At 49.4% G+C, this 25,408-nt stretch carries 29 protein-coding genes; 17 read left to right on the forward strand and 12 right to left on the reverse strand.

All coding sequences use genetic code 11. The features are described from left to right. From OXN82_RS06305 to OXN82_RS06325, 5 genes are all read right to left on the reverse strand, one after another. Positions 1-318: a hypothetical protein gene (locus tag OXN82_RS06305; protein ID WP_321211063.1), complete on the reverse strand. Its 318-nt coding sequence runs from the start codon at positions 316-318 to the stop codon at positions 1-3. Further along, complete coding sequence (locus OXN82_RS06310; protein WP_321211064.1) at positions 318-2,129, reverse strand: hypothetical protein; 1,812 nt, start codon at positions 2,127-2,129, stop codon at positions 318-320. The genes OXN82_RS06305 and OXN82_RS06310 overlap by 1 nt, the downstream gene beginning before the upstream one ends. Then, a complete protein-coding gene (gene cas6, locus OXN82_RS06315) occupies positions 2,126-2,896 on the reverse strand; it encodes a CRISPR-associated endoribonuclease Cas6 (protein WP_321211065.1) in 771 nt (256 codons plus the stop codon). Before cas6 ends, OXN82_RS06310 begins: the two co-directional genes overlap by 4 nt. A 160-nt stretch (positions 2,897-3,056) precedes the next feature. Beyond that, entirely contained in the window at positions 3,057-3,821 is a 765-nt protein-coding gene (locus tag OXN82_RS06320) for an ABC transporter permease (protein WP_321212168.1), read from the reverse strand. A 51-nt stretch (positions 3,822-3,872) separates the two neighbouring features. Beyond that, the gene (locus tag OXN82_RS06325; protein WP_321211066.1) at positions 3,873-4,811 is read right to left on the reverse strand and encodes an ATP-binding cassette domain-containing protein; all 939 of its coding nucleotides are present in this window, start codon (positions 4,809-4,811) and stop codon (positions 3,873-3,875) included. Positions 4,812-4,949: 138 nt separating this feature from the next. Here OXN82_RS06325 and OXN82_RS06330 point away from each other — a divergent pair, with 138 nt between their 5' ends. The 7 genes from OXN82_RS06330 to OXN82_RS06360 all read left to right on the forward strand — a co-directional run bounded on the left by OXN82_RS06330 (position 4,950) and on the right by OXN82_RS06360 (position 10,985). Beyond that, the gene (locus tag OXN82_RS06330; RefSeq protein WP_321211067.1) at positions 4,950-5,423 is read left to right on the forward strand and encodes an ATPase domain-containing protein; all 474 of its coding nucleotides are present in this window, start codon (positions 4,950-4,952) and stop codon (positions 5,421-5,423) included. Continuing rightward, entirely contained in the window at positions 5,393-6,361 is a 969-nt protein-coding gene (gene kaiC / locus OXN82_RS06335; protein ID WP_321211068.1) for a circadian clock protein KaiC, read from the forward strand. The genes OXN82_RS06330 and kaiC overlap by 31 nt, the downstream gene beginning before the upstream one ends. Beyond that, positions 6,358-6,618 carry a circadian clock KaiB family protein gene (locus OXN82_RS06340; protein ID WP_321211069.1) on the forward strand — a complete coding sequence of 87 codons (261 nt, stop codon included), beginning with the start codon at positions 6,358-6,360 and terminating at the stop codon, positions 6,616-6,618. The genes kaiC and OXN82_RS06340 overlap by 4 nt, the downstream gene beginning before the upstream one ends. Before the next feature lie 29 nt (positions 6,619-6,647). Next, positions 6,648-8,627: an MEDS domain-containing protein gene (locus OXN82_RS06345; protein WP_321211070.1), complete on the forward strand. Its 1,980-nt coding sequence runs from the start codon at positions 6,648-6,650 to the stop codon at positions 8,625-8,627. Between the two features lie 27 nt (positions 8,628-8,654). Next, a complete protein-coding gene (locus OXN82_RS06350; protein ID WP_321211071.1) occupies positions 8,655-9,008 on the forward strand; it encodes a hypothetical protein in 354 nt (117 codons plus the stop codon). Positions 9,009-9,158: 150 nt separating this feature from the next. Then, a complete protein-coding gene (locus OXN82_RS06355) occupies positions 9,159-10,505 on the forward strand; it encodes an MBL fold metallo-hydrolase (RefSeq protein ID WP_321211072.1) in 1,347 nt (448 codons plus the stop codon). Between the two features lie 3 nt (positions 10,506-10,508). Continuing rightward, on the forward strand, positions 10,509-10,985 hold the full coding sequence (locus tag OXN82_RS06360) for a pyridoxamine 5'-phosphate oxidase family protein (protein ID WP_321211073.1): 477 nt from the start codon (positions 10,509-10,511) through the stop codon (positions 10,983-10,985). A 248-nt stretch (positions 10,986-11,233) separates the two neighbouring features. On the opposite strand, the gene OXN82_RS06365 is transcribed toward OXN82_RS06360, so the two are convergent. Further along, entirely contained in the window at positions 11,234-12,082 is an 849-nt protein-coding gene (locus OXN82_RS06365) for a UbiA family prenyltransferase (protein ID WP_321211074.1), read from the reverse strand. Between the two features lie 116 nt (positions 12,083-12,198). On the opposite strand from OXN82_RS06365, the gene OXN82_RS06370 reads away from it, so the two are divergent. The 5 genes from OXN82_RS06370 (at position 12,199) to OXN82_RS06390 (ending at position 16,320) form a co-directional block, all read left to right on the forward strand. Then, complete coding sequence (locus OXN82_RS06370) at positions 12,199-12,858, forward strand: SEC59/DGK1/VTE5 family protein (RefSeq protein WP_321211075.1); 660 nt, start codon at positions 12,199-12,201, stop codon at positions 12,856-12,858. Beyond that, on the forward strand, positions 12,807-13,457 hold the full coding sequence (locus tag OXN82_RS06375; RefSeq protein WP_321211076.1) for a thymidylate kinase: 651 nt from the start codon (positions 12,807-12,809) through the stop codon (positions 13,455-13,457). The genes OXN82_RS06370 and OXN82_RS06375 overlap by 52 nt, the downstream gene beginning before the upstream one ends. Continuing rightward, a complete protein-coding gene (locus tag OXN82_RS06380; RefSeq protein ID WP_321211077.1) occupies positions 13,429-14,208 on the forward strand; it encodes an MBL fold metallo-hydrolase in 780 nt (259 codons plus the stop codon). The genes OXN82_RS06375 and OXN82_RS06380 overlap by 29 nt, the downstream gene beginning before the upstream one ends. A gap of 36 nt (positions 14,209-14,244) precedes the next feature. Then, a complete protein-coding gene (locus tag OXN82_RS06385; protein ID WP_321211078.1) occupies positions 14,245-15,105 on the forward strand; it encodes a hypothetical protein in 861 nt (286 codons plus the stop codon). 117 nt (positions 15,106-15,222) lie between these two features. Continuing rightward, positions 15,223-16,320, forward strand: coding sequence for an inositol-3-phosphate synthase (locus OXN82_RS06390; protein WP_321211079.1), 1,098 nt, complete (start codon positions 15,223-15,225; stop codon positions 16,318-16,320). Positions 16,321-16,413: 93 nt separating this feature from the next. Here the strand turns inward: OXN82_RS06390 and OXN82_RS06395 are convergent, their stop codons facing one another. Next, a complete protein-coding gene (locus tag OXN82_RS06395) occupies positions 16,414-16,599 on the reverse strand; it encodes an ATP-binding protein (RefSeq protein WP_013296279.1) in 186 nt (61 codons plus the stop codon). 173 nt (positions 16,600-16,772) lie between these two features. Here OXN82_RS06395 and oadA point away from each other — a divergent pair, with 173 nt between their 5' ends. Beyond that, entirely contained in the window at positions 16,773-18,479 is a 1,707-nt protein-coding gene (gene oadA, locus OXN82_RS06400; protein WP_321211080.1) for a sodium-extruding oxaloacetate decarboxylase subunit alpha, read from the forward strand. A 184-nt stretch (positions 18,480-18,663) separates the two neighbouring features. Here oadA and OXN82_RS06405 read toward each other — a convergent pair whose 3' ends face one another. The 4 genes from OXN82_RS06405 to OXN82_RS06420 form a co-directional block, all read right to left on the reverse strand. Continuing rightward, the gene (locus OXN82_RS06405; RefSeq protein WP_321211081.1) at positions 18,664-19,326 is read right to left on the reverse strand and encodes an energy-coupling factor ABC transporter permease; all 663 of its coding nucleotides are present in this window, start codon (positions 19,324-19,326) and stop codon (positions 18,664-18,666) included. A gap of 175 nt (positions 19,327-19,501) precedes the next feature. Continuing rightward, on the reverse strand, positions 19,502-20,173 hold the full coding sequence (gene queC / locus OXN82_RS06410; RefSeq protein WP_321211082.1) for a 7-cyano-7-deazaguanine synthase QueC: 672 nt from the start codon (positions 20,171-20,173) through the stop codon (positions 19,502-19,504). Between the two features lie 121 nt (positions 20,174-20,294). Next, positions 20,295-21,506 carry a nickel pincer cofactor biosynthesis protein LarC gene (gene larC, locus OXN82_RS06415; protein ID WP_321211083.1) on the reverse strand — a complete coding sequence of 404 codons (1,212 nt, stop codon included), beginning with the start codon at positions 21,504-21,506 and terminating at the stop codon, positions 20,295-20,297. A 16-nt stretch (positions 21,507-21,522) separates the two neighbouring features. Beyond that, on the reverse strand, positions 21,523-21,855 hold the full coding sequence (locus OXN82_RS06420; RefSeq protein ID WP_321211084.1) for an MJ1244 family protein: 333 nt from the start codon (positions 21,853-21,855) through the stop codon (positions 21,523-21,525). Positions 21,856-21,972: 117 nt separating this feature from the next. Between OXN82_RS06420 and cobZ the strand changes: the two genes are divergently transcribed. The 4 genes from cobZ to upp are packed head-to-tail and all read left to right on the forward strand — an operon-like array spanning position 21,973 to position 24,768. Beyond that, positions 21,973-22,815: an alpha-ribazole phosphatase CobZ gene (gene cobZ / locus OXN82_RS06425; protein ID WP_321211085.1), complete on the forward strand. Its 843-nt coding sequence runs from the start codon at positions 21,973-21,975 to the stop codon at positions 22,813-22,815. Between the two features lie 12 nt (positions 22,816-22,827). Next, positions 22,828-23,571 (forward strand): adenosylcobinamide-GDP ribazoletransferase, encoded by a 744-nt coding sequence (gene cobS, locus OXN82_RS06430; protein ID WP_321211086.1) that lies wholly within the window; start codon positions 22,828-22,830, stop codon positions 23,569-23,571. Between the two features lie 26 nt (positions 23,572-23,597). Next, positions 23,598-24,158, forward strand: coding sequence for a tRNA (cytidine(56)-2'-O)-methyltransferase (locus tag OXN82_RS06435; protein ID WP_321212169.1), 561 nt, complete (start codon positions 23,598-23,600; stop codon positions 24,156-24,158). Next, complete coding sequence (upp, locus tag OXN82_RS06440) at positions 24,133-24,768, forward strand: uracil phosphoribosyltransferase (protein ID WP_321211087.1); 636 nt, start codon at positions 24,133-24,135, stop codon at positions 24,766-24,768. Before OXN82_RS06435 ends, upp begins: the two co-directional genes overlap by 26 nt. An 86-nt stretch (positions 24,769-24,854) precedes the next feature. Here the strand turns inward: upp and OXN82_RS06445 are convergent, their stop codons facing one another. Then, entirely contained in the window at positions 24,855-25,352 is a 498-nt protein-coding gene (locus tag OXN82_RS06445; protein ID WP_321212170.1) for a fumarate hydratase C-terminal domain-containing protein, read from the reverse strand. Positions 25,353-25,408 lie beyond the last annotated feature (56 nt).

Consider the following 25,408-nt stretch of genomic DNA (forward strand, 5'->3'; position numbering starts at 1 on the left):
TCATTCACCTTTACCTGCTGCCATTATACCGATGATTATGGAGTATGCGACCTTCTCAAAATTTTCAGGATTCAATGGGTAGACCCATTCAAGTTTTCTACAGAGTTTCCTGACATTTTCATCTCCTTTTTTTGAGTTCAGAGTCCTCAGAAGGAAGGAGAAAAATTCCGACTGGTTATTGACCCTGGCGGTGTTCAGAAGTTTATAGACCAGTCGCTGTCTGTAGCTTTCAGAGCCTATATTCTCAAATGCAGACCTTGAATATTTCTTTATCTGCCAGTAGTCCACCTCAGAGAGGGGTTTTAACTTTTTATGCATCATCTGCCTCCTAAAAATCCTGTTAAAAGAGCTGCAGCGTAAATATCCCATGTTTCATCGTTCTGGAGGATCCTGTTAAACAGGTAATTCTTGAGCCTGTGAAATGCCTCGTTTTCCTGGATAAAGATCTTCAGAAGAGTATTTACGAAAAGGTACCTGTTATTTCTCCTGAGAATTGACATGAGATGATTCAGGGCATTTTCCCTGGTGCCCCTGGGGATAAGTTCAGTGACATTCCTTCGGGCTGTATTCATCTCCCCATATGCCTCCTTTATCCTGAAAACAACCTCTTCCATTCTCGGTGAAATTTCAAGGGGATCCTCAAACACCCCTGGGTTTAAACCAGAGAAAACCTCCGAGTCTATCGCTAGGGCGTAGATGAGGGGCTTGATACTCATCTGACCCGTCCTCCTGCTGGCCCTCATCACAAGGTGGCGCATGATCACTGGCTTCAGCGGTTTATTCTGAATTAAATGTTCAAGAAGCCACACGTACTCTGACTTGCCCACCTGCAGCGTATGGTTAAGGTTCTCCCTTATCACATCATCAAGGAGGATCGCCGCGTGCATCTTTGAGATCCCTATGTACTCAACATCCACGAATCGCTGGGTCTGGCTGTTAACGTCCCTGTACTTTATGATGTACATGTTTTCAAGGGCCCACTCAGATTTAAGTTCAATAAGGGAATCTAGGATCTCCTGCCATGTAATCCTCAGGAGGACACTCTGGTCTATCTTTGACTTTCTGATTCTGAGTTTCCTGTTGACCCTGTATGTTATATCAAGGTCGTTTGAATAGAACAGGACATAACCCATCCTGTTGAAGAACTCGAATGCCCTGTCAAATGATATGAGGTACACGAAGAGGTATTCGCTGAAACTTTTAAGGTGCCTGCTTGTTAAGGGGGCGTAGTAAGTGTTTTCTGCCTTTTTGTAGGATGTTAAAAACTTGTTGATGGTCTTATCCACCTTTTTAAGTACTTCAAGGTCTTCTACCCTGAAACTTATTATATTAAGGAGGCTCTCCTTCTGTTTCTGGTGTGCGGCCGAGTACTGGAAGAACAGAAAGTTCTTATAGAACTTGTTATCTATGGGAAGCCTATAGAATAGATCAAGGTCCTCTGGAATCCTCTCCTTACCAACAACGTCCCTCTTCCATTTTTCCTCAAACAAGCCTATGAGATTCAGGAGACAGTCCCTGTACTCCTTAAATGAATATGAAAGCTCTTCAGGGAATTCCCTGAGGTCATCGTCAGTTACTGAAAGGACCTTAGCAATATCCTCAGATTTGAATCCCTTGAATCTGCGTCCCAGAATCGCGCCCAGATCATCTGCATGATTCTCGACCAGTTTCTTCTCAAGTTCATCAATATCCTTTTTAATCGGATTTACAGAATTTTTTAGATCATGGGGTAGTTCATCAACACCCTTTTTCTTGAAGAGTACCGATTCAACTTTTCTGTCAGCCCAGACCTTCATTGCGGCCCTTGTGACATAATTATTCCATGTGAACTCAAAGACTTCCTCTCCAGATTCCCAATCAGAGTTCAGGAGTTCAAATCTGAATTCGTTTATCAAGTCTTCTGGGACCCTGGAGTGATCTGTGGCCTTTCTGTTTATCTCGCTGCAGATATATGCAAATGGGAATAAGCCAAAATACAGTATTTCCCTCCTTCTGGCCATCTCCCTGATTTCATGAAGGTCGATGCCGTATATGTCCTCAAGTAACCTTACAAAACCCAGGATCCCTGAGTCAATGAACCAGTTACCTGTAAATTCAAGTCCGGATTCTTCTCTGAATTCAAAATTCATGATGGAACCACCATTCCAAATCCCATGCTATTTTTTTCACCAAATCCACAATCATAGCCGAACTCTATAAGTCTTGGGTCACCCTCTATCCTGAATTTCATGTGATATGCCCTGTGGTAGGTCTCGGCGTCCTCCTTGGGGATCATGATCCTCTTCCTCTTTATGGACCTCTGGTAGGGTATGACCCTGAGGTATTCGTCACCATCGTAGCCCCCATGGAATTCTGAGTATTTCCTTACAAGGTTCTTCTGGAGGTTCTCATAGAATTTCAGGTCGTTGGGGTTCACGTCCCACTGCTTCAGCACCCCATCCTCCTCCTTCACCGTTTTTATTATGATTGGTGAGAGTGTCCTGAACTTCATGTTTCTCCGGAACTCAGGGGGCTTCAGAAATTCAACGTACTCGACATTAACCCTCCCCCTGAGGAAATCAATCTCCGGTTTATCTATGAAGCCCTCCACAAGGCTCTTGATGAGCTCAACGTTGGGTGAGGATATGAAGAAATAGAACCTCCCATCATCTGATAGGAGGAAATTCTTGAAGGCCCTCCTCCGGGGTATGTTGAGCTGGGAGAAGGTGAAGAACTTGAAGCCCCTCCCGCCGTGGAGCTGGCTTGCAAGGTCAAGATCCGCTATCCTCCTGTAAATGATGGCAGAAACAACGTGATTGTAGTTGTAGGGAATCTTAAACTGTCTTTTATCTGATTTTAACTCTATTTTGATCCTTAATTCAATACCCCCTGTGATGTCAATGTGTAATGTTGACATTATAGTATATAAATTTATCTATTTTTGTTTCGGTAATAATTTCCATGGAGGGCATTAAGGACTAAGGGGGGCACTGAACAGATAATGATCAGCTCCTTGTAAGTGAGGTTGAATAGGTCTAGTCAGAATATGATGAACAGAGAATTTGGGGTATTGTTAATTACATTAAATTCTGCTCCTTCCTGTTGAAGAGGAAGGCTGCTGCAAGAACGGCTATAACTGCAAAAACCGATATCACCGCAAAGTTAACCTCAAGTGGAAGCACCGAATTTCTCAGTATTGTGAACCTGAGGGCGTCTACTGCATAGGTCAGCGGGTTTATATAGACCGCACCCTGAAGCCAGGCAGGGAGTCCAGTTATTGGGAACAGTGCCCCGCTAAGGAGGAATATTGGGAGCACTATGAAACTCATTATGAGGTTGAACCCCTCCATGCTGTCTGTGAAGGCCGCTATCATAAGCCCCAGACCACCGAGGCCCATGGATATTATGAGGGCTATCACCATGCTAACAGCGAAGCAGATGGGGGACATTGTAACTCCCACTATGAATGACAGGACAAGGAGGATGGCCGCCTGTATCATCGAGGCAGTGCTTATCCCCAGTGCCTTCCCGATCACTATGGAGGGCCTTGATATGGGTGCAACCAGTATCTCCTTCAGGAACCCATACTGCCGGTCTATTATCACAGAGACCCCTGAGAATATGCTGGTGAAGAGTATTGTCTGACCTATTATACCCGGATAGATGAAGGCCCTGTAGCCACCGACCACTCCACCAAACCTGACAGCAGCCCCCAGACCTGTTCCGAATATTATGAGCCAGAGGAGGGGGGTTACCACAGATGTGACTATCCTTGAACGGTAACGGAAGAAACGCTTCATCTCACGCAGCCATATTGTGTATATGCCCTCAAGTTCCGCCATGATATCAAACCTCACCTACTACCCCTGTATACGCCCTCAATTTCTGCCATATCATGCCTCACTTATACCTCTACCCGTGTACCTTATGAACACGTCCTCAAGGGTGGGGTGTTCCAGTTCCACGGACCTCACATAGAATCCGGTCCTCGCTGCAAGGTTAACGATCTCTGGTACGAGGTTTTCGCCCCTCTCAACGAGAACCTTGACCTCGTCATCCACGAGGTAGGCCTTCTTAACGTACTCCTGTTTCACCAGGAGTTCATGGAATTCATCTGCCCTGTCAACCCTGACTGTTATGGTGTCTGCCCCAAGTTCCCTCTTGAGGTTTGAGGGGCTGTCAGCCTTTATTATCTCCCCACGGCTCATTATGGCCACCTCATCGCAGAGTTTATCTGCCTCCTCCATGTAGTGGGTGGTGAGGAGCACGGTAACGTCCTCCTCCCTGTTGAGCCTCTCTATGTACCTCCAGATGCTCTCCCTTGTCTGGGGGTCGAGTCCAAGGGTTGGCTCGTCAAGGAAGAGCACCCTGGGGTGGTGTATCAGGCCACGGCCTATCTCGAGACGCCTTTTCATACCCCCGGAATATGTCTTCACATACTCATCGGCCTTATCACCCAGGGCTATGAGTTCAAGGACCTCATCTATCCTTCTCTCCCTTATATTCCTGGGGACCCCATAGAGGGCGGCGTGCATTTCAAGGTGCTCCCTCCCTGTGAGTATGTCGTCGAGGGCCCTTGACTGGAAGACTATGCCTATGGACTCCCTCACCTTCCTGGCCTCCCTCACAATGTCGTAGCCGTTTACCATGGCATTCCCCGATGTGGGGCGGAGTATGGTGCAGAGCATTGATATCAGTGTGGTTTTACCTGCGCCGTTAGGTCCCAGGACACCGTAAATGGAGTTTTCAGGGACCTCCAGATCCACGGAGTTAACCGCCAGGAAATCATCATATCTCTTGCTTATACCCTCTGTTTCAATTATATTATCCATAGGAACCCCTTCAGCTGATGCTCACATCTGGTCGTCACAAGTATTTTATGCCTCCAGTGATTAATATAGTATTAAGTGGAAATCCAGTAGGGGGATCACATCAGGTTTCCCAGTATTCTTCCTGTGTGGGGTGGTTGATTGAGGTTCAGGTCCATTGAAAAGTCACCTACCGGCATAAAGGGTCTTGATATGGTAACAGGGGGTGGTTTTCCCCAGGGGAGGAACACCCTCATCTATGGTGGCCCAGGTACCGGAAAGACATTCATTGCAGTTGAGTTTCTCCTGAATGGGGCATCCTACTACGGGGAGCCTGGTGTCCTTGTGAGCTTTGATGAATCGGCGGATAACATTGTTGAGAACTTCCAGACAGATGACAGGATCCTTGAAAAACTGATTAAAGATGGGAAAATATTTATTGAAGACGTTTCAGGGGCAGCTGATCCCAGTATAGGATCCTACAGCCTGGATGCCCTTAAGATAAGGATCGATGATGCTGTTAAAACCACAGGGGCCAGCAGGGTTGTCCTTGATAAGGTGGACAGCCTCTTTGATGGCGTATCAGACAGGGGGGGCCCCTCCACATGGAACTGCGCCACCTCATATCCTGGCTGAATGGGATGGGGGTTACAAGCGTATTCACCGCCGGGGACTCTGGGGGCAAACCAACACATGGACTTGAGGACTACATCTCTGACTGTGTCATACACCTCACCCACACCTTCGATGGGGAGGTTGGAACAAGACACATGCGAATAGTCAAGTACCGCGGCTCCAGCCACGGCCTCAACAGGTACCCCTTCCTCATCAATGAGAGGGGAATCTCAATCTTCCCAATAACCTCCCTCAAACTGGATTACAGTGTCAGCCGGGAACTCGTCTCCACAGGGATACCGGACCTTGATGATATGCTGGGTGGGGGTGTATACCGGGGTTCCAGTGTCCTCATATCAGGTACGACAGGGGCCGGTAAGACCACCCTTCTTTCAAAGTTTGCCTATGAGGCCTGCCGCCGCGGTGAACGCTGCCTCTACTTTGCCAATGAGGAGCCAGCAGATCAGGTAATCCGGAACATGGAATCTGTGGGGATCCACCTAACAGATTATATTGATGATAAACTCATGATACACGCTGACAGGCCCACATCACTGGGACTTGAATCCCACCTCACCGAGATGCAGGACCTTGTAATGGACTTCAAACCTGATACTGTGCTGGTGGACCCTGTTACTGGCCTTGCAGCTGCAGGTGGCCCCTCACACAGGGCCAGCAATGCAAAGAACCTCTTCATAAAGTTCACTGATTTCCTGAAGTCACGGGGTGTGACCTCACTCTTCACGTACCTTATAAGGTCACAGGACACTGTAACCAAGACTGAACTTGAGATCTCATCACTGATCGATACATGGATCGTCCTGGAGCATGTGAGGACCAACGGTGACTACAAGAGACTCCTCCGTATACTCAAGAGCAGAGGGATGAACCACTCAAGCAGCATCGCAGAGCTGAAATTCACTGAAAGGGGGATTCTACTCAAGGGGGGATCCTGGTGAGGCTTCAGTTAAGGCTCTACGTTGTGGGTGGGGATTACCTCTCAGACACAGCACTGAGCAACCTCAGGAAGCTTCTGGGGGATGACGCTGATATCGATGTGGTTGATGTTGCAAGATGCCCCCAGCTTGCAAGGGAGCATGGTGTTGTGGCCATCCCAACCCTTGAGAGGGTGAGACCCAAACCCAGAAAGAGGGTTATAGGTGACCTATCAGACAGAGAGGCCCTCAGAAAATTCCTTGGATACCCTCAACAGTAATTGAAAAGTTGAATATTAGGTGTTTTAAATTGAATCTCAATGAACACAGATCAAAGTGGCTTTCAAGGCTGAAACTCCCCGAGTTTAAGTCCATGATAGGCAATATGAAGAGAGGGGACCATATCTGCCTCATTTACGATGACGAGGATGAATGGATCGATGCGATCATCCCGTTCATCATGAATGGCCTTAAGGCAGGTGAGAGGTGCATATACATAACTGACGAACACGACCCTGATGAAGTGAGAAGAACTCTCATTGATTCAATACCGGATATAACCTCAGCGGAGACCAGGGGACAGTTTGTCCTGAAGGACAGTGGTGTTTATGCGCCCGGAGGAGTTTTTGAGCCTGAAAAAATGATAAGTTTGCTTGAATCAGAAGTTCAAAGGGCCCTTGCTGATGGTTTCAATGGTCTCCGTGTTACCGGTGAGGCCACATGGATTCTTAGGGATATCGATGGAAGTGAACGTATAATCGAGTATGAAGCACTTCTGAAGGATTTTTTCAGTAAAAATGAATGTATAGCACTATGCCAGTACCGCAGGTCATGTTTCAAGGCGGAGACCCTGCGGGGTGTGCTCCTAACCCACCCCCTCATTGTGTGGAAATCAAGGGTTCACTGGAACCCCTACTACAAAATTGACCATAAGGCTGCCAGTGCCACTGGTGGGGAGCCTGAAGTTGAAGAATGGTTGAGGATTATTGAATTTGAAAGCGAACTTATCCGGAACATTGAAAACCTTGAGTACATTTTTGAGAGTTTCATAAACAATAGCCCCAGTATAGTATTCCTCAAGAACTCTGAGCTGAAGTATATACTCGTAAACAGAAATTTCTGTGAGTCCTTTGGTATGGAAAGAGATGAGCTACTGGGGAAAACTGATTATGAGATAATGGATACAGATGCAGCTAGGATATGTCAAGAATCCGACCTTAAGACCATTAAAAATGGATTATATCGCTCAGAAGAAACCCTAAGCGGTAAAATCTACGAGGTCAATAAGTTCTCCATCAAACTTCCCGATGGGAGTTTGGGTGTTGGTGGCTATGCAGTGGACGTGACCTCCAAGAGGAAGTATGAGAGAGAACTTGAAATCTCAAGAAACAACTTCATGGGTGTGGTTGAGGGGAGTCCTGACCCCCTCCTGATAGTTGATTCTGATGGAAGAACACTATATTTCAATTCTGCTGCAGAGGAATACCTCTCCATGACCCCCTCAAGTATTGGTGAAGTCGTTGGAGTTCCGCTGAAGGGGGATATTCAGGAAATAAATGTCATATCCTCTGACGGTTCTTTGAAAACAGCAGAAATGAGTGTAACCTCTGTTACCTGGGAGGGTGAAGAGGCCCTCCTCATAAGAATCCATGATATCACCCGCCTACGGGAATATGAGAGGTCCCTCAGGAAGTCACTTAAGGAGAAGGAGGTGATGCTCAGGGAGATACATCACAGGGTCAAAAACAACCTCCAGATAATATCCAGCCTCCTTAACCTCCAGAAATACTGCATTGAAGATGAGAGGGCTGCTGAAGTATTCACCGATAGTGTCAACCGTGTCAAGTCCATGGCCATGATACATGAGAAGCTATACCAGTCAAAAAGCCTGGCTGATCTACCATTTTCCGATTACATAGTTGACCTGGTATCTGAGATCAGGTCAAATTATCCTGAAAAAAGGATATCTGTGAGTTACGATATGGAGGACATTCACCTGGATATAAACAGGGCCATACCTGCAGGTTTAATAGTCAACGAGGCTGTCACCAACGCCATGAAGCATGCTTTCAAATCAGAGGGCAAACTCATCATACGCCTCTTTTTGAGGGAGGGCATGGTCCATGTGGAGGTTGAGGATAACGGACCCGGTCTTCCAGCCACCTTTGATACGGATACCGACGGCGGCCTTGGCATGGATCTTATGAGAAACCTTGCGGGGCAGCTTGATGGTGAACTCAGAATCAGTGGGGATGACGGCGTGCGTGTGAGCCTTGTTTTCCCGCTTTAGAAACTGAATTTTAAGGGAGGCGGCAGTTTGAAGATGGAAGCTGATGCTTACACTGCAACTATGGTCAGTGGCCTCGCAGTGATCCTCATGGCGGCTTTCAGTGCGGTGGCCGGGATCCATGATGTCTCTTCAATGCTGTTCCTTGTCGGCGGACTCCTTGTAGCAGGTGGCTTCATGCCCCAGAGGTCAATTAAAGATGGGCATCTTGTGATGGGGGCGGCTTATGGGTGGTATGTAAGCCTTGTTTTCATCTCTTTCCTCGCCTTCTCCATTAGTTACACTGGAAGAACCCTCGGTGCTGCTGAGGTACTCGGTCTTACTGCATCCCTTATGGTTATCACTATGCTCCTATCATGGGCTTACCTTTCATGGAAGGGGTGATCTGTGTACCATAAAACCCCTCCTGTCCTTGAATGAAAAACTGGGCCCATAAGACCCCATTAAAACGCCACAGACTGCTTCAATGAGCTATTCGCTTTTTCTGGAAAATGATAAATAAGCCGGTTTACATATTATTACCCGGTGAGGTGCATGATATTTGAGATAATAAAGTCTGAGGGGCTATCCCATAATTCCTATTTTCTTGCATCGGGTGGTGAGGCTGCTGTTGTGGATCCAAGAAGGGATGTGGATGTGTACCTTGAACTTGCAGAAAAAAACAGCGTGAATATCAGATACATATTTGAGACCCATAGGAACGAGGACTACACCATCGGATCCATGGAACTGGCGCGGTATGTGGATGCCGAGATACTCCACGGGGCGAATCTGGATTTCAGGTATGGCACCTCTGTTGTGGAGGGTGACACCTTCAGTCTGGGAAACCTTGAACTGGAGGTCCTGGAGACACCGGGCCACACCTATGAGAGCATCTCTGTAGCGGTGAGGGACCGGAGCGTTTCAGATGATTATCTGATTGTATTCGTGGGTGATGTATTATTCGCAGGTGAAACAGGGCGTGTTGATTTCTTTGGACCTGAAAAAATCCCTGAAACCGCTGGGTTGCTCTATGATAGTATACATGAGAGGATACTACCCCTGGGGGACCATGTTGTGGTCTGCCCGGCCCATGGGGCGGGTTCGGTCTGTGGGGCTGACATAAGGGACATGGACACTACAACTGTGGGGTATGAGAGGCTCACAAACCCCTACCTCCAGATGGGGAGGGATGAGTTCATTGAGCACAAGATGTCCGAGAGGCTCTACACACCCCCATACTTCAGGAGGATGGAGGAGAACAACCTTAGGGGTGCCCCTGTGGAGAACCCCAACCTTGAAGCCCTCCCTGTCCCTGACTTCAGGGAACTCATGAATGAAGGCGCCCAGGTGGTTGATGTCCGGACCCCCACAAGCTTCTCATCCGGCCACATACCCGGAAGCCTGAACATCTGGCAGGACGGCTTCGCGGCCTTTGCAGGGTACTTCCTCAACTACGACGACCCTGTACTGGTGGTGGATGATGGAGGTGGCGTTGAATCTGTCAGGAGGTCCCTCCTAAGGCTCGGCTATGATAACATGGCAGGTTACCTTGCAGGGGGATTCCCCTCATGGTACATGGCTGGACTCAATTTCAATGCCCTAAGGGCCATAAGCGTCCATGAACTCAGAGAACTCAGGGGTGACCTCTTCCTGCTTGATGTGCGTAAGATCACAGACAGGGAAAGGTTCTACATTGAGGGCTCAGAGCACATCTGGGTGGGGGATCTCCCTGATAACATTGACATGATCCCCGAGAAGGATGTGGTTATATACTGTGATTCTGGTTACAAGTCAACGATAGCCGCCAGCATACTCGAGAGGCATGGGTTCAGTGCCACAACTGTACTTGGGGGTATCGGGGCCTGGCTGAGGGCTGGTTACCCCGTCGTGGAGGTGTGAGTGATGGGTATAGTTAAGATTCCCCTCATGAGCAGGGAGGAGTACGATGAGTTCATAATGGACAACTTCATGAGCAGGATAGCCTTCAACGGTGACTATCCATACATAGCACCCTTCCTCTATGTATTTGATGGGGAGCACATCTACTTCCTATCAACAAGGTACGGCAGAAAGATAGAACTCCTCAAGAAAAACCCCTACGTCGCAGTGGAGATAGAACACTATGATGAGGACCTATCAGATTACCGTTTCGTTACACTGCAGGGCCAGATAGTCGAGGAGAAGGACCCCTCAACCAAGAAGAGGGTTAAAGGGATGTTCGCTGACCTCATAGAGAAGCACGGCCTATCAAGGAACATCCTGAAGGCCCTCGGTCATTCGCCTGAGGATCCCCTGACATGCCTTGTGGAGATGGACCGTTCCTATGTATGGAAGCTGGTCGATGTGGTTGATATTGTGGGCATAAAAAGCGGTGAGTAGGCTTCAATAAGAATGAAACCTCATTGGAGATTCTATCGCGTCAATAAGTAATGTGGTTCCAGGTGGCTGACCACCTGGAACAGGTTAGGGGGGTTAAATGTAGAAAAAGTTTAGGGTGTTGAAGGAGTTAAATGAAGGTTGGGGGGATGAACATCTACTCCTTCACCTACCCTATTGTTTCCTACCATTCACATACACTAAAGGTTTTTTGTGAATAATTTCACCCATTCGCATCTTTTTTGTGACATCTAAATTACCATGCCAGCCATACCTGTTACGGTGCCGCTTCCGGCAGCGAATGCCAGGAACGTCACCGCCATCCCCACCTTTATGAGTCCTGAAACACGTGATGCAGTTTCCCTATCCTGACCTTTAAGTATCATGAAGGCTGCCCTCAGAAAGAAAAGCACTGCAACTGCAAGGACCGGGATGTAGAGGATTGAGAATATCCCTATAATGTAAAGGCTTGGGCTTGTAAGGCTTGCTGATAACATGAAAGCTGCCGCAAGGATCCCTGAAACCCTCATACCATGTGTTATGGGGAGTGTGGTTGCACCCTCAACCAGGTCCCCCTCCATGTCCTCCATGTCCTTGACTATCTCCCTGGCCATGGTCATGAGGAAGGCGTAGGTTCCAAGGTAGAGGGATGCAGATAACTCATCGACAACTATACCACCAAAGACGAAGCTCATCCCTGTGAGGAAGGATATGGTTATGTTGCCAACAAGGCACCTCTTCTTGAGGCTCCATGCATAGTATACCATGAGCAGGGAACTGGAAACCACCACAAGACCCGGTAGAGGGCCCAGGTAGAATCCCAGTGCTGACGCCAAAACAAAAAGTAAGACAGAATATGTGCCAGCGGCCCCTCTTGTGATCCTCCCTGAGGGTATGGGGCGTGATGGCCTGTTAACTCTGTCAATTTCATGGTCAAAGTAGTCATTTATCACATTACCTGCGCCTGTGGCGGTGAAAACAACTATGCATGCGAGGAGAACATCAACATCAAACCTGCCGGCAATGAGGGCCATGAGTATAACGGTTATTACAGCCATGACAGCGTTTACGGGTCTCAGTATTTCAATGTAAGGGTTCATGCCAAAAACCTCCATCCAGCTCTATCATATAAAGACTTGAATTACTCCCAGCTTTTACATGTATCAATCATGATAAATCAAAAGCCACTTATACCTTGAACTACTCCATAATTCCTATGAGCGGCAGTGACATTCTTGGACTTCTGATGGTATATCTGTATGTTGCGGTTTTACTGATTGTATCTGAGAGGCTCCTTGGTGATAGACCAAACCTGAGCCGGAAATTTGTACATATAATGGTTGGTAACATCCTATTTATATTACCCCTCTTTGATAGCCGCATGGTTATAACATTCCTGGCGGCGGCGCCATTCATACCCCTCACATTCCTCATAAGCCCCTACTCCCCACTGAAGATAAAACACAGGGCCTCCTCCTATGGCCACGGCCTAGGCCTCGTCTACTACTCCATGTCCTGGACCGTGCTGGCCTACCTATTCTTTAACACCCCATGGGTCACAGGTATAGGGATAGCAGCCATGTCCTATGGCGACGGCCTTGCAAGCCTGATAGGTGAGAGGTTCGGCAGGACAACCTTCAGTGTACTGGGGGACAGGAAGAGCCTGGAGGGCTCCCTGGGGATGTTCCTGACACTCATTGTGACGCTGCCCGTCGTCCTCCTCTACTACTCACAGAACATAGCCCCACTGGTCATAGTGGGGGTTGCCCTGGTATCAACGCTACTGGAGGCCCTCACCCCCAGGGGCCTTGACAACCTTACAGCATGCTTCGGGGCAGTTGCAGCCTACCTAATCCTCGGGGGGGTGGCTGTTTGAGGTTCATAGTCATTGATGGCCTTGACGGGGCAGGAAAGGACACCCACGCCGAACTCATAAGAAAAAGGTACCTTGAGCGTGGTGAACGCGTAATATTCAGGTCCCACCCTGAGGAGGATAACCCATACGGTCGAAGAGCCAGGAAGGCCCTCCTCATGGGTGGAAAGGTTAACCATATAAAGGCCGCAGTGTTCTATGCCCTGGACGTCATAAGGTCCCTCTGGAAGTACCACTGGCGCTCCAATCCCGGCCCCGACACCCTGATATTCTCAAGGTACCTCATGGGTGTGGCCTACCTGCCGGGGCCCCTGGCATCAATACTGTACCGCCTCCTCTCAAGGGTCCTTCCCACCACGGAGTACATGTTCTTCCTTGACGTATCCCCTGAGGAGTCCCTGAGAAGGTTAAGGGAGAGGGATGAGCATGAGATGTTCGAGAACCTGGAGGACCTCACAAAAACAAGGGAGAAGGCACTCAGACTTGCCAGTGGCTGGTACATAATAAACACAGAGGACCCCATAGCTGATGTGCAGCGAAGGATAGACGAGATACTTGACCTCCTGGATGGTGATGCCTCTGAAAATTATCTGCCTTGTTGAGGACACCGCAAAGGATCCCATGATGGGCGAACATGGCCTCTCACTGTACATCGAGTCTGACATCAGGATACTCTTTGATATGGGGCAGAGCAGACTCTTTGCAGAGAATGCCAGGAGACTGGGCATTGACCTCAGGGAGGTGGATGTGGCAGTTATATCACACGGCCACTATGACCATGGGGGTGGACTCAGACATTTCCTCGAAATCAATCACCATGCAGATGTCCTCATTGGGGAGGGGGCATTCACACCACGCTATGCAATTAATGGTGACTGGCGGTTCATAGGCATTGAGGAAATCCACGACGACAGGATAAAGTTCATCTCTAAAACTGAGAGCTTTCCAGGTTTCACGCTTATCCGGGACTTTGGAGATCTTTTCGAAAGACCCTCAGGCAACAGAAAACTCTTTGCATGTTTAAATGGCGAACCTGTTCCTGACAGGTTTTCCGATGAACTGGCCATTGTCATTGAAGAAGAGGGTCACCTTAACCTCATAACTGGTTGCTCCCACAACGGCATACTCAACATTGTCAGTAAGGCCTCTGATATCTTTCATAAACCCCTGGATCTTCTTGTGGGTGGTTTCCACCTTGAGGGACCCTCAGAGGGGGTTGCATCCACGCTCAGAGAGTTTGTTAGGGGCCCGGTCTACACTGGCCACTGCACATCAGAGGAGGCACGACTCGGTCTTGCTGAGGGTCCAGTTAATTTCAATCCACTCCAGACAGGCACGGAAATCATCACATGAGAGATCTTATTAAAGGAGACGTGCAGATATAATACCATGAAGCGGGCCGTCATCCTCATGCTAACGTTAATACTAATTCAGGGAGCATATGCACACCAGCCCCGGCTTGTGAGCACTGGGGAGGTTACAGTCAAAAACCCCGAGGTGTCACAGGCATTCTATGGTAAACTTGAGGGGGAACCCGTCTACTTCAGGGTTGATTCAGGGAGACCCTTCAGACTGTATGTTAATATTCTGGTTCCGCTCTCCCCCGATGCAGAGGCTGTCTCTGTGGATATAATAAGGGATGGTAAGGTTATAGGGACACTTGATGGTAACCTGAGTTCCTGGAGCCCCTACTTCGAGGAGTTTGGTGGTGACAGTTACTTTAAGGGCCCTGAATTCAACAGGACCGTTGGGGCGGGCACGTACTACCTCAGGGTGAGTAATCAGAATAACAGGGGGAGCTACGTCCTTGCTGTGGGGGAGGAGGAATCCTTCCCACCGGATGAGGCCCTGAACGCCATTTTCCTTCTCCCCATCCTCAAGTCAGAGGTGTTCGGTGTTCCCGTACTCCTTAACATCCTCCAGTTTCTGGGCATGGCCATGGGGATGGGGTCATTCCTTGTGCTTATCCTCCTCTCATGGCGCGGTTACCTTTCAGAGGAGGAACACCGGGACATCAGATGGATTCTCTGGGCAGGGATCCTTTTAATCGTTACAGGATGGATACCCACCCACCTCAGAAATCCGCTAAATATAATGGGAAACCTAATTAACCTTTCACTAATTTTAATCGTTATACTTACCTGGAGGTTTGATAAGGGGCTTCCAGAACACAGTAAGTTCAGGGAAAGTGTCCTACTTGCCTCATGGATAATCCTGATTATTCTAAGGGCCTCAATCATGAATTGGTGATCCCACCAGAAACGGGGCGAAACATTTAATAGTTTAATATGCAAATCTTAAAAAGTAAGTTGATCAATTTATAGCCTTGATTTTATGATTATCACAAATCTCTGAAAGGTGTTTCAATTGGATAAGATAAAGATTGCAATAGTCGGTGTGGGAAACTGTGCCAGCTCCCTGATTCAGGGGATATACTATTACCGTGACAAGGATGCCCGTGATTCAATAGGACTCATGCACTGGGATATTGGGGGTTACAGACCAGGGGACATTGAGGTTGTGGCGGCCTTCGATGTGGATAAGAGAAAGGTCGGGAAAGACGTGAGTGAGGCCATATTCGCACCCCCCAACTGCACGACGGTATTCTGTGATGATATACCCAAGATGGGTGTTGAGGTATCCATGGGGCACGTTCTTGATGGTGTGGCGCCCCACATGAAGGATTACCCTGAAGACCAGACATTCGTTGTAGCAGACGCCGAACCCGTTGATGTTGTTGAGGTCCTCAGGGAGAGCGGGGCTGAGATATTACTCAACTATCTACCCGTGGGATCAGAGGAGGCTGCAAGGTTCTATGCTGAGTGCGCCCTCGAGGCCGGGGTTGCCTATATAAACAACATGCCTGTCTTCATAGCCAGTGACCCTGAATGGGCAGCCAGATTTGAGGACAGGGGGATACCGATTGTTGGTGATGATATAAAGGCCCAGCTCGGAGCCACCATAACCCACAGGACCCTGGCAAACCTCTTCAGGAAGAGGGGTGTCAGGCTTGATCGGACCTATCAGATAAACACCGGTGGGAACACTGACTTCCTCAACATGCTCAACCGTGACAGGCTTGACTCAAAGAAGGAATCCAAGACTGAAGCAGTTCAATCAATACTGGGTGAGGAACGGCTGGATGAGGAGAACATCCACATAGGCCCCAGCGACTACATACCCTGGCAGAAGGATAATAAGATCTGCTTCCTCAGGATGGAGGGTAGGCTCTTCGGGGATGTCCCAATGAACCTTGAGCTGAGGCTGAGTGTTGAGGACTCACCCAACTCTGCCGGATGCGTCATCGACGCCATAAGGTGCTGTAAACTTGCAATTGACCGTGGAGTGGGAGGACCCCTCACATCAATATCAGCCTACACAATGAAGCATCCGCCGGTGCAGTACACCGATGATGTGGCTGCCAGTATGGTGGATGAGTTCATTGAGGGTAAAAGAGAGAGATAAACAGGATAATCAATTCTGTTGATAATCCAAAGAAAAAATAAACCATCTTCAATCAAAACTATTTTTATAAAAAGGAGTTATCTGGGTTGAGGGTCAGTCCTCCTCAACCTCTATGCACTCATTTGGACATACGTCCATGCATACCTCACATTCATTGCACTCCTCAGGGTGCTGGACCTTGAGTTTACCGTCAACTATTATGAGTACCTCCATCGGGCATACATCGACACATTCTCCGCATGCATCACATTCATCATAATCTATGATTATCTTTGCCATTTTGATTCTCCCTTAAAATTCGTTGTAAATTTAATGGTTAGGATTAGTATCTCATTCCTTATAACCATTTCAGGCTTGGGATAAATTTATGGATAATTAATACATCTGGTGTGTATTTAAGGAAGTTCCTACTATGTATATAAAGGATTAACTGATCTCATGAGAGGGTCACGATGAAAGGGATAAAGGTCGTTGAAACAGCATTCAGGGATGCGCACCAGTCACTTCTTGCAACTCGCCTCCGGACAAGGGACATGATACCCATCGCAGAGGAGATGGACAGGGTTGGTTTCTTCTCACTGGAGGCATGGGGAGGCGCAACCTTCGATACCTGCATACGTTACCTGAACGAGGATCCATGGGAGAGGCTGCGGGAACTCAAGGAGCACATAAAGAGGACTCCCATACAGATGCTCCTCCGTGGTCAGAACCTGGTGGGTTACAAGCACTACCCCGATGACATCGTAAGGAAGTTCATTGAGAAGTCATATGAAAACGGCGTTGATGTGTTCAGGATATTTGACGCTCTCAATGACCTCCGCAACATGGAATATGCCATAAAGGTTGCCAGGGAACAGGGCGCCCATGTCCAGGGGGTTATCTGCTACACCATAAGTCCCTACCATACACTTGAAAGTTACGTGGACTTTGCAAGGGAACTTGAGGCCCTTGAATGTGACTCAGTTGCCATTAAGGATATGGCAGGTTTAATTTCACCTCACGATGCCTACGAACTTGTAAGTGCCCTTAAAGAGGAAACAGACCTCATGGTAAATCTTCACTGCCACTGTACAAGTGGTATGACACCCATGAGTTACTATGCGGCCTGTGAGGCGGGGGTTGATATCCTTGACACCGCAATATCCCCCCTATCATGGGGTGCATCACAGCCTCCAACCGAGAGCCTCGTTGCTGCCCTCAGGGACACCCCCTATGATACCGGACTCGACCTCAAGATCCTGAAGAACATCAAGAAGTACTTCGAGGAGATCAGAAAGAAGTACAGCAGTATACTGGACCCCATCGCCGAGCAGATCGACACAGACGTCCTTATCTACCAGATACCCGGGGGTATGCTATCAAACCTTGTTGCACAGCTCAAGGAACAGAACGCCCTTGACAGGTACGAGGAGGTACTTGAGGAGATGCCCCGTGTCAGGAAGGACATGGGTTACCCGCCACTTGTAACCCCAACGAGCCAGATAGTGGGTATACAGGCTGTTATGAATGTCCTGAGTGGTGAAAGGTACAGTATGGTCACCAATGAGGTGAAGGACTACTTCAGGGGACTCTACGGTAGGCCGCCCGCACCTGTAAATGAGGAGGTTGCAAGGAAGGTAATCGGCGATGAGGAGCCCATCGACTGCAGACCCGCAGACATCCTCAAGCCCCAGTACGAGGAGTGCAGGAAGAGGGGTGAGGAGATGGGCATAATAGAGAAGGAGGAGGACATACTGACCCTTGCACTCTACCCTGCCATAGCACCCAAATTCCTGAAGGGAGAGGTGGAGGAGGAACCACTAGAGCCCCCGGTGGAGGAAAGGGCACCATCCGGTGATGTGCCAACGGTCTTCCATGTTGAGGTGGACGGTGACGAATTCAATGTCAAGGTCGTGCCCACAGGATACATGACCATCGAGGAGGCTGAACCGGAACCTGTGGACGTTGAGGGTGCGGTCAGGTCAACGATGCAGGGGATGGTTGTGAAGCTGAAGGTCAGTGAGGGTGACCATGTGAATGCAGGGGATGTTGTGGCTGTTATTGAGGCCATGAAGATGGAGAACGACATCCAGACACCCCACGGCGGCGTTGTTGAGAGAATATACGCAGGTGAGGGTGAAAGGGTTGAAGCCGGTGATATCCTCATGGTCATAAAATAAAATTTTTATATTTTTTAATTACACCGTGGCCATAGCAGACACCTGCGGGTTCTGCTTCAATATGGGGGCCCATACCTAGTTTTATGTCCAGGATATTCCTCTGCATCCCTTTAACTCCTATGGGATTGCAATCATCTATTTCTCAGGACCCTTCTTCTATTAGGTAAATCCATGAAACAGCTGATCAGTGAAGATCCCAGATCCGCTCAATCCATGATGACATGATGATGCAGCCAGCGGCCGTGAGTAAACCCTCAAGGATGCCCCATGTTGCTGAATAGATCCCCATACTCACCACTGCCCTTATGAGGGGGAATACACCTGCAACCCCAAGCTGGATGCCTGTGAGGATACCTGCCAGCACATATGATGCAAAACCGGCGATGAAACCTGAAAGAACCCTCCTTCCCCCCAAACCCCAAGTTGCCCTGCTGTAGATGTAGAATCCAAGGAAACACCCAGGAACCCCCATACCGATCATGTTTGCGCCAAGTGATGTTACTCCACCAAAGCCAAAGAAGATGGACTGTACAAGCATGACGGCAGACATGAGGATAAATGCTAGGAAGGGACTTTTAAGGATTACTGAAAGCAGTGCGGCCCCGTTAAGGGTAAGCGGTACGCCGTAGGGTACAGGTATGCAGAAAGCCTGGATTAAGAAGATTAAAGGTGGTGCAGTTAACATGATCAGGAGGTAACCTGTAAAGTCTACATGTGTTCCCTCATCCCTCTTCATGGACAGAAGACCCCTTATAACCCATGCAATGCTCAGGAAAAGTACCACAGTTGCAATTACATTGTAGAATACCAGCTGCCAGGCAGGGATAAAACCATCAGGTATGTGCATTTACCATCACCTCAGGTGATAATATAATATGAATACATAAAAAAGTATTCCTTGATTCTCTCATCTAAGAAGTCTGAGGTTAAGGAGAAACATATGCTCCCCCACCTTCCCTCAGTTAAAAAGGTCTGTGTTCAGAAAAAAACTATAATAAGCCTCCAGTGTGAGGGGCAACCCTCTATTCAAGGTATTCTGTGGGATCCTCAACACCTGCAAGTTTGAAGGCCCTCCTCCTCCTCATACAGGACTCGCAGACACCACAGTGGACCTCACCTCCACTGTAACATGAGTAGGTCAACTCGAAGGGCAGAGCCAGATCAGAGCCAACCTCAACGATCTCCCTCTTGGTCATTCCTATAAGTGGAGCCCTCACCTCAACACCCCGGAGCGTACCTATACCCAACAGCCTGTTGAATGCATCAAGAAACTCTGCAGAGTTATCAGGAAAGGTATCGGCCTCCTCAAGGTCCCACCCCACTATAACTGCATCTGCATCCAGGGCCTCTGCAAAGGAAACACCAATAGCTGTAAAGACTATGTTCCTCCCGGGTACCCAGACCCTCCTTGCCGTCTCAAGGCACTCCTCCCTGTCATCAAGATCCGCTGGTGAGGGTATCTCACCCCCCGCTGTGAGGGCGGAACCACCAAGCCTTCCAAGCCAGGGGAGTTCAATGGTTGTGTGCTCAATGCCAAGGTGCTTCGCAAGTTTCCTGGCATGTTCAATCTCCATGGAGGCACTTCTCTGGCCGTAATCAAATGTTAAAGCGTGGATCTCATATTCAGATGCTAGCAGTGCTGTTGCAACTGCAGAGTCCATGCCAGCTGATAGTATGCTGATAGCCCTGCTCATTTCAGACCTCCCCATCCCTTATGTTTTACCAGTATGCTGATCAACCTAATCATCAGAAGCCTCCCTGTGTTCTACCAGTATGCTGATTGAGATTATCACCTCAGGCCTCCCCACCATTACTTTATTTTCCATTCTTATCCTCCATGAAGTTTCTGAACTGTTTCTCGGCCATTTCCATGACATCCCTTAGGGGTATTCCTGTCTCGAGTGATATCCTCCTTGCATCCTCGTATTCTATCCTTGCATTCACAACCCTTGAGCCCAGGAGGCCCACCTTGAACCTGGCCATTCTTCTCCCCTTTATATCAACCTCGACCTCCATGACTCTCCTCTCAAGGACGCCCCTGTGAACCTGGGGAAATATCCTCACACCAAGGGTTCCTGTCTCAGAGAATAGGCGTTTGAGTATCATTTCATGGTCATTTTCCCTGCATATAACCCTTATTAACTGTCCTGGACGGTTTTTCTTCATTATAACCGGTGTGAGTGTAACGTCAAGGGCCCCTGCATCCATGAGGCTCTCGAAGAGGTTGCCCAGGACCTCCCCGCTGAGGTGATCCACGTTGGTCTCAAGTAGCGTTACCGTGTCATGGTGCACAGCCTCTGAGCCCCTCACCACCCTCAGGACATTCGGGAAGTCAGGGTCCATGTCCCCTGCCCCGTAACCTGTGGCCTGGATCTCCATTGGAGGGTAGAACCTCCTGTATCCCCTCACCATGTTAACAAGGAGCGCGGCCCCTGTGGGGGTTGCAAGTTCCATTTCAACCGGGCCTCCAGTCACAGGAAAACCCCTGAGTATCTCAACGGTGGCCGGTGCAGGAACAGGTATCCTTCCATGGGCGCCATTCACTGTACCTCCCCCAACCGCCACAGGTAGCGTGTAGACCGTATCCCTGTGGAGGTTGAGGTCAAAGTAGGCGAATACAGACCCCAGGACATCTGCAACTGCATCGGCAGCCCCAACCTCATGGAAGTGGACCTCATCCAGTTTCACGCCATGCACCGTGGCCTCTGCCTGTGCCATGGTATGGAAGACCGCCCTTGCCATTGACAGCATCTCATCGTCAATGCCAGGATGGCTGATCTTCTCAAGGCGCTTTAAAAATTCCATGTAACCTATGCTGAGGGAGTCGTCTGCCCTCACATCCACGTGGGTTGCCCGGAGGCCTGACCTCTTAACCTCTGACACCTCCACGCTGGCCCCGCCGAAGTGGGATGCTGCCTCCTCCATGACCTCCGCTGTACGCTCAGGGTGGGCCCCCAAGTCCATGAGGGCACCCACCATCATGTTACCTGATACCCCTGCAAGCTGGGGGTCTATGACCGTTACCATTCAAGCACCGTTCTGATCACTCTGGTGGTGAATTGACTATTATTCTCCTTATGGGTATCTCTATTATGGTGTACTTCTCATCAGCAAGTTCCCTGCTGAACCTCGCCACAATGGGGTCAACGAGCTCCTCGTCAACCACCGAGCATACCAGGACCGCGTCCCTTGCATAGTCGTGTATGAGTGAGATTGCTGACTTGGGGTCCTCCTTGATTGAGAATCCCCTCCACTCCGTTGGGGAGACGCCCTTGTATTCAACTATGTAGAAACCTGTGACGCCCTCATCTGCCAGTATGTTCATGACGCGGCCCAGGTTCTCAACCTCCACGAATACCCGTAGATGCACCTTCATTAATATCACCCTATATAGATATGTGGTGTGTAGATAATAAATCTGATGAGGAATAAAATGATGCCGATACTGGTGTCTAGATAATCTCACTAAGAAGAATGGTGCTTATATCTGAAGGTGAAACCCTTGAATGAAAAGTTAAATCTTAACGGTGCAGAGGTTGTAATCGAATCTGATCTTGTGAGGGTAAGGGCAGAATCCGGGCTTGTGGCTGCCTCCAGAACCATCAGCACATCCACTGAGGTTACCCTTGAACTTTCAGGGATCCCTGAGGTTGCATGTGCAGGTAACGTGCTCTCGGTATTCTCTGCCGGAGATTTCCTCGACGTCCTCGTGGTGTGTGGGGAGCAGTGCGGTGACCGCATACTGGAAATCCTGCAGCTTGCTGTAAGGGAGGTAACATCGGCCCTGGGGTTACTCGCAGAAATCCTGGAGCCCAGGGTAACCGTGGTCTCCATGCCTGGTGATGGAGGGTTCAGTGCCCCTGACCTGGAAAAGTCCCTGAGGCTTTCATCTCAGAGGTTACTCCTTGAGGGCCCAGGGGTTGAGGAACTCCTGGAGCTGCACGGTGTGACAGCTGAGGCCATGGTCGATGCGGGTATGGAGCTCGTGGTTGGAGTTGAGGTCACAGATGAACTGAGGGAGAGGCTGCGTTCCGAGATAAGCCGTGCGCTGGGGGACCTGAACGTTTGTGTGCTGCTTGCCGCGGCACTGCATATTGAGGATGACATCAGAAGAAGGAGGCTGCTTGGAGTTGACCTCACAGATGACCCGGCCTACCTCTACAGTGATGAGGTGATAGGCATGGCGGTTGCCAATCAGGTGGCGGGCACCAAGGCAATATTCAACTTCAAGCGCTACGATGAGGAGAAACCAGGTGTGATAGGGGAACTCGGACCCATGGTGGATGATGCAGTCGCTGGACTCATAGCAGGCTGCATGTCAAGGCTGTTTGAGTGATGGTGGTTTTTCATGGATTTTCTGAGGAAATTCGCTGGTCTCATATCATTTTCAACCATATTCCCGGTGGGTTCAGAGGCGACCGTTGAGGAGATAGCCTCCCTCACACTCCACTGGCCACTTGTGGGGGCCCTCATAGGTGTCATTGTGGGTTCAGGAGGTCTTTTAGCATCCCTCATACTCCCCTACCCGGTGGTTGCCTGTGCCGCATATGCCCTTGCCATATGGTTCACCGGCTTCCACCACCTTGATGGCCTCATAGACATGGGTGACGCCCTCATGTCCCATGGGAGCTTCGAGAGGAAGATAGAGATAATGAGGGACCCCCGTATCGGTACCGGTGGACTGGGACTCCTCATTATGGTCTCCTCACTGACAGTGGCATCAGTATATTCCCTTCCATCAGATATCATATTCCAGGGCCTTTTAATTTCAGAGGTCTCTGCAAAGATATGCCTTACAGGGTGTGCACTGGTCTCAAGGCCCCTTGACAGTGGCACAGGGAGGCACTTCATAATTGCGGCCAGGAGCCCCCTCATAGTTCCCGTGTGGTTCCTCTGGTCAGCTGCAGCCTACCTGTTACTGGGGATCCCGGGGGCTCTTGGTGTTGCCGTGGCCGCTGCCTCGGGAGTATTCATCGGATTTACCGCGAGGAGAAACTTCTACTGGAGCACGGGTGATGTTCTCGGGGCCTCAAATGAGATTGGGAGGATGATGGGTCTCCTGGGGATTGCTGCAGCCATCCAGTTAACATGATTTTATACTGATTTATGGAGGTCATTATAATGGATATCAGGGTTTTAAGGTTAGGTCACAGGAAGTCACGGGATGCAAGGATCACAACACACGTGTGCCTCACCGCAAGGGCCTTCGGGGCATCTGAGGTCATACTGAGTGGTGAGGAGGACCCGAAACTCATGGAGGGCGTTGATGATGTTGTTAAGAGGTGGGGAGGACCCTTCAGGGTGAGTTACAGGAGAAACTGGCAGGGAGTCATTGAGTCCTGGAAGCAGGTGGGAGGGGAGGTGGTGCACCTCACAATGTACGGTCTCCCTGCAAGGGACGTTATACCCGACCTAAGGGAAAGCCCAGCAGGTAAACTCGTGGTTGTCGGGGGCGCCAGGGTCCCCGGGAAGGTCTACAGGCTTGCAGATTACAATGTTGGGGTGACGAATCAGCCCCACTCCGAGGTCTCATCCCTTGCAGTCTTCCTCCACATGCTCCTTGATGGAGGCGAATTCGACCTCAAATTTGAGAACCCCATGATAGAGGTTGTGCCCCAGGCCCACGGAAAGAAATTGATTGAGAGGGGAGGTGATGCTGATGCTCAGGGTGATAGATAAACTGGTTGTAAGGGAGATTCTAACAGGTATAAGGAGAAGGGGGATTGACCCCGCCAGTTTCAGGAAGGGCATATCTAATATAGGCCGCTACATGGCCTATGAATTCGCAGATACCCTCAGTTGGCGTGAGGTTGATGTTGAAACGCCACTGGGGGTTGCCTCAGGTGTTGAGATCACAGATAGAAACAGGATCGTTGTGCTGAGCATCCTCAGGGCATCACTTCCATTCACAGAGGGAGTTATGAGGGTTTTCCCTGAGGCAGAACAGGGAATAGTCGGGGCCTGCAGATCAGATGATCCTCCCTTCAATGTTTCAGTCGACTACCTGAGGGTCCCTGAACTGGATGGTAAGATAATGGTGATAGCAGACCCAATGCTTGCAACAGGTAACACGATTATGGGGATCCTCGAGTCCCTTGAGGCATACGGAACACCTGAGAGGACTGTCCTCTTCAATGTCATATCCTCAAGGCCGGGCCTTGAGAGGGTTCTTGAAATGGATATGGAGGTCTACACCTGCAGTGTTGAGGAGGAACTCAACGACAGGGGCTACATAGTCCCGGGGCTGGGGGATGCAGGGGACCTTGCATTTGGAAGGCCATCAGAATAGATAACAATAAAATGGGTGGTGATCCTAACATCCCAACCACCAGAACTGATCCCAGACAAAAAAATAATGGGTTTAGTGACTGATCATCAATCGTAGACTGACCTTCCGCCGGCTGCCGCCACTATGCCGGGTATCCCCTCAACTTTGAGCTCAAAGATGGCCTCCATGCCCTCTTCCTCAAATGCAGCGACTCTTCTTGATTTAATACGGCTTGTAAGGAGTGCTGCAACGGGTGGTGTTACAATGAAAACCGCCCCGGCATCACCAAGTGCCCTCACGGTTTCATCCTTAAGTTTTCCCTTACCTATGTGGACCAGCACCCCCCTTGATGCCAGGTAGGGCATGCTCTCCTCTATGTCCTCCTTGTTGCTGCTTGTGGGGGCTATTCCCGCCGGGCTTACTGCTGTGTGCATTATAGCAGCACCCCTCACATCAAATGGCTCCTCACCACTCTTAAGGGCATCCACAAGTTTAGGGAGCGCCGCATCCCTTCCAGTGTATATGGTGCCATCTATGATAACACGGTCTCCGGGGCTGAGCCCCTCAAGTTCCCTTCTAGTTGTGGGTGTAGATATCCTCATAATTACTACCATCCAGAGTCATTTAACAGCTGCAGATATCCTCATAATCACCATCAAGA

The sequence above is a fragment of the Methanothermobacter sp. DP genome (assembly GCF_026692625.1).
Classification (GTDB): domain Archaea; phylum Methanobacteriota; class Methanobacteria; order Methanobacteriales; family Methanothermobacteraceae; genus Methanothermobacter; species Methanothermobacter marburgensis.

What these genes read in the sequence shown, in the direction of transcription:
- OXN82_RS06420 (WP_321211084.1), bottom strand. Translation starts at nt 21,855, where the DNA reads ATGAAGGTGCATCTACGGGTATTCGTGGAGGTTGAGAACCTGGGCCGC.
- kaiC (WP_321211068.1), top strand. Translation starts at nt 5,393, where the DNA reads ATGGAACTGCGCCACCTCATATCCTGGCTGAATGGGATGGGGGTTACA.
- OXN82_RS06395 (WP_013296279.1), bottom strand. Translation starts at nt 16,599, where the DNA reads ATGGCAAAGATAATCATAGATTATGATGAATGTGATGCATGCGGAGAA.
- OXN82_RS06405 (WP_321211081.1), bottom strand. Translation starts at nt 19,326, where the DNA reads ATGCACATACCTGATGGTTTTATCCCTGCCTGGCAGCTGGTATTCTAC.
- OXN82_RS06355 (WP_321211072.1), top strand. Translation starts at nt 9,159, where the DNA reads ATGATATTTGAGATAATAAAGTCTGAGGGGCTATCCCATAATTCCTAT.
- OXN82_RS06370 (WP_321211075.1), top strand. Translation starts at nt 12,199, where the DNA reads ATGAGCGGCAGTGACATTCTTGGACTTCTGATGGTATATCTGTATGTT.
- OXN82_RS06320 (WP_321212168.1), bottom strand. Translation starts at nt 3,821, where the DNA reads ATGGCGGAACTTGAGGGCATATACACAATATGGCTGCGTGAGATGAAG.
- cobS (WP_321211086.1), top strand. Translation starts at nt 22,828, where the DNA reads ATGGATTTTCTGAGGAAATTCGCTGGTCTCATATCATTTTCAACCATA.
- OXN82_RS06360 (WP_321211073.1), top strand. Translation starts at nt 10,509, where the DNA reads ATGGGTATAGTTAAGATTCCCCTCATGAGCAGGGAGGAGTACGATGAG.
- OXN82_RS06385 (WP_321211078.1), top strand. Translation starts at nt 14,245, where the DNA reads ATGAAGCGGGCCGTCATCCTCATGCTAACGTTAATACTAATTCAGGGA.
- larC (WP_321211083.1), bottom strand. Translation starts at nt 21,506, where the DNA reads ATGGTAACGGTCATAGACCCCCAGCTTGCAGGGGTATCAGGTAACATG.
- upp (WP_321211087.1), top strand. Translation starts at nt 24,133, where the DNA reads ATGCTGATGCTCAGGGTGATAGATAAACTGGTTGTAAGGGAGATTCTA.
- OXN82_RS06310 (WP_321211064.1), bottom strand. Translation starts at nt 2,129, where the DNA reads ATGAATTTTGAATTCAGAGAAGAATCCGGACTTGAATTTACAGGTAAC.
- OXN82_RS06325 (WP_321211066.1), bottom strand. Translation starts at nt 4,811, where the DNA reads ATGGATAATATAATTGAAACAGAGGGTATAAGCAAGAGATATGATGAT.
- cas6 (WP_321211065.1), bottom strand. Translation starts at nt 2,896, where the DNA reads ATGTCAACATTACACATTGACATCACAGGGGGTATTGAATTAAGGATC.
- queC (WP_321211082.1), bottom strand. Translation starts at nt 20,173, where the DNA reads ATGAGCAGGGCTATCAGCATACTATCAGCTGGCATGGACTCTGCAGTT.
- oadA (WP_321211080.1), top strand. Translation starts at nt 16,773, where the DNA reads ATGAAAGGGATAAAGGTCGTTGAAACAGCATTCAGGGATGCGCACCAG.
- OXN82_RS06375 (WP_321211076.1), top strand. Translation starts at nt 12,807, where the DNA reads ATGCTTCGGGGCAGTTGCAGCCTACCTAATCCTCGGGGGGGTGGCTGT.
- OXN82_RS06365 (WP_321211074.1), bottom strand. Translation starts at nt 12,082, where the DNA reads ATGAACCCTTACATTGAAATACTGAGACCCGTAAACGCTGTCATGGCT.
- OXN82_RS06305 (WP_321211063.1), bottom strand. Translation starts at nt 318, where the DNA reads ATGCATAAAAAGTTAAAACCCCTCTCTGAGGTGGACTACTGGCAGATA.
- OXN82_RS06380 (WP_321211077.1), top strand. Translation starts at nt 13,429, where the DNA reads ATGCCTCTGAAAATTATCTGCCTTGTTGAGGACACCGCAAAGGATCCC.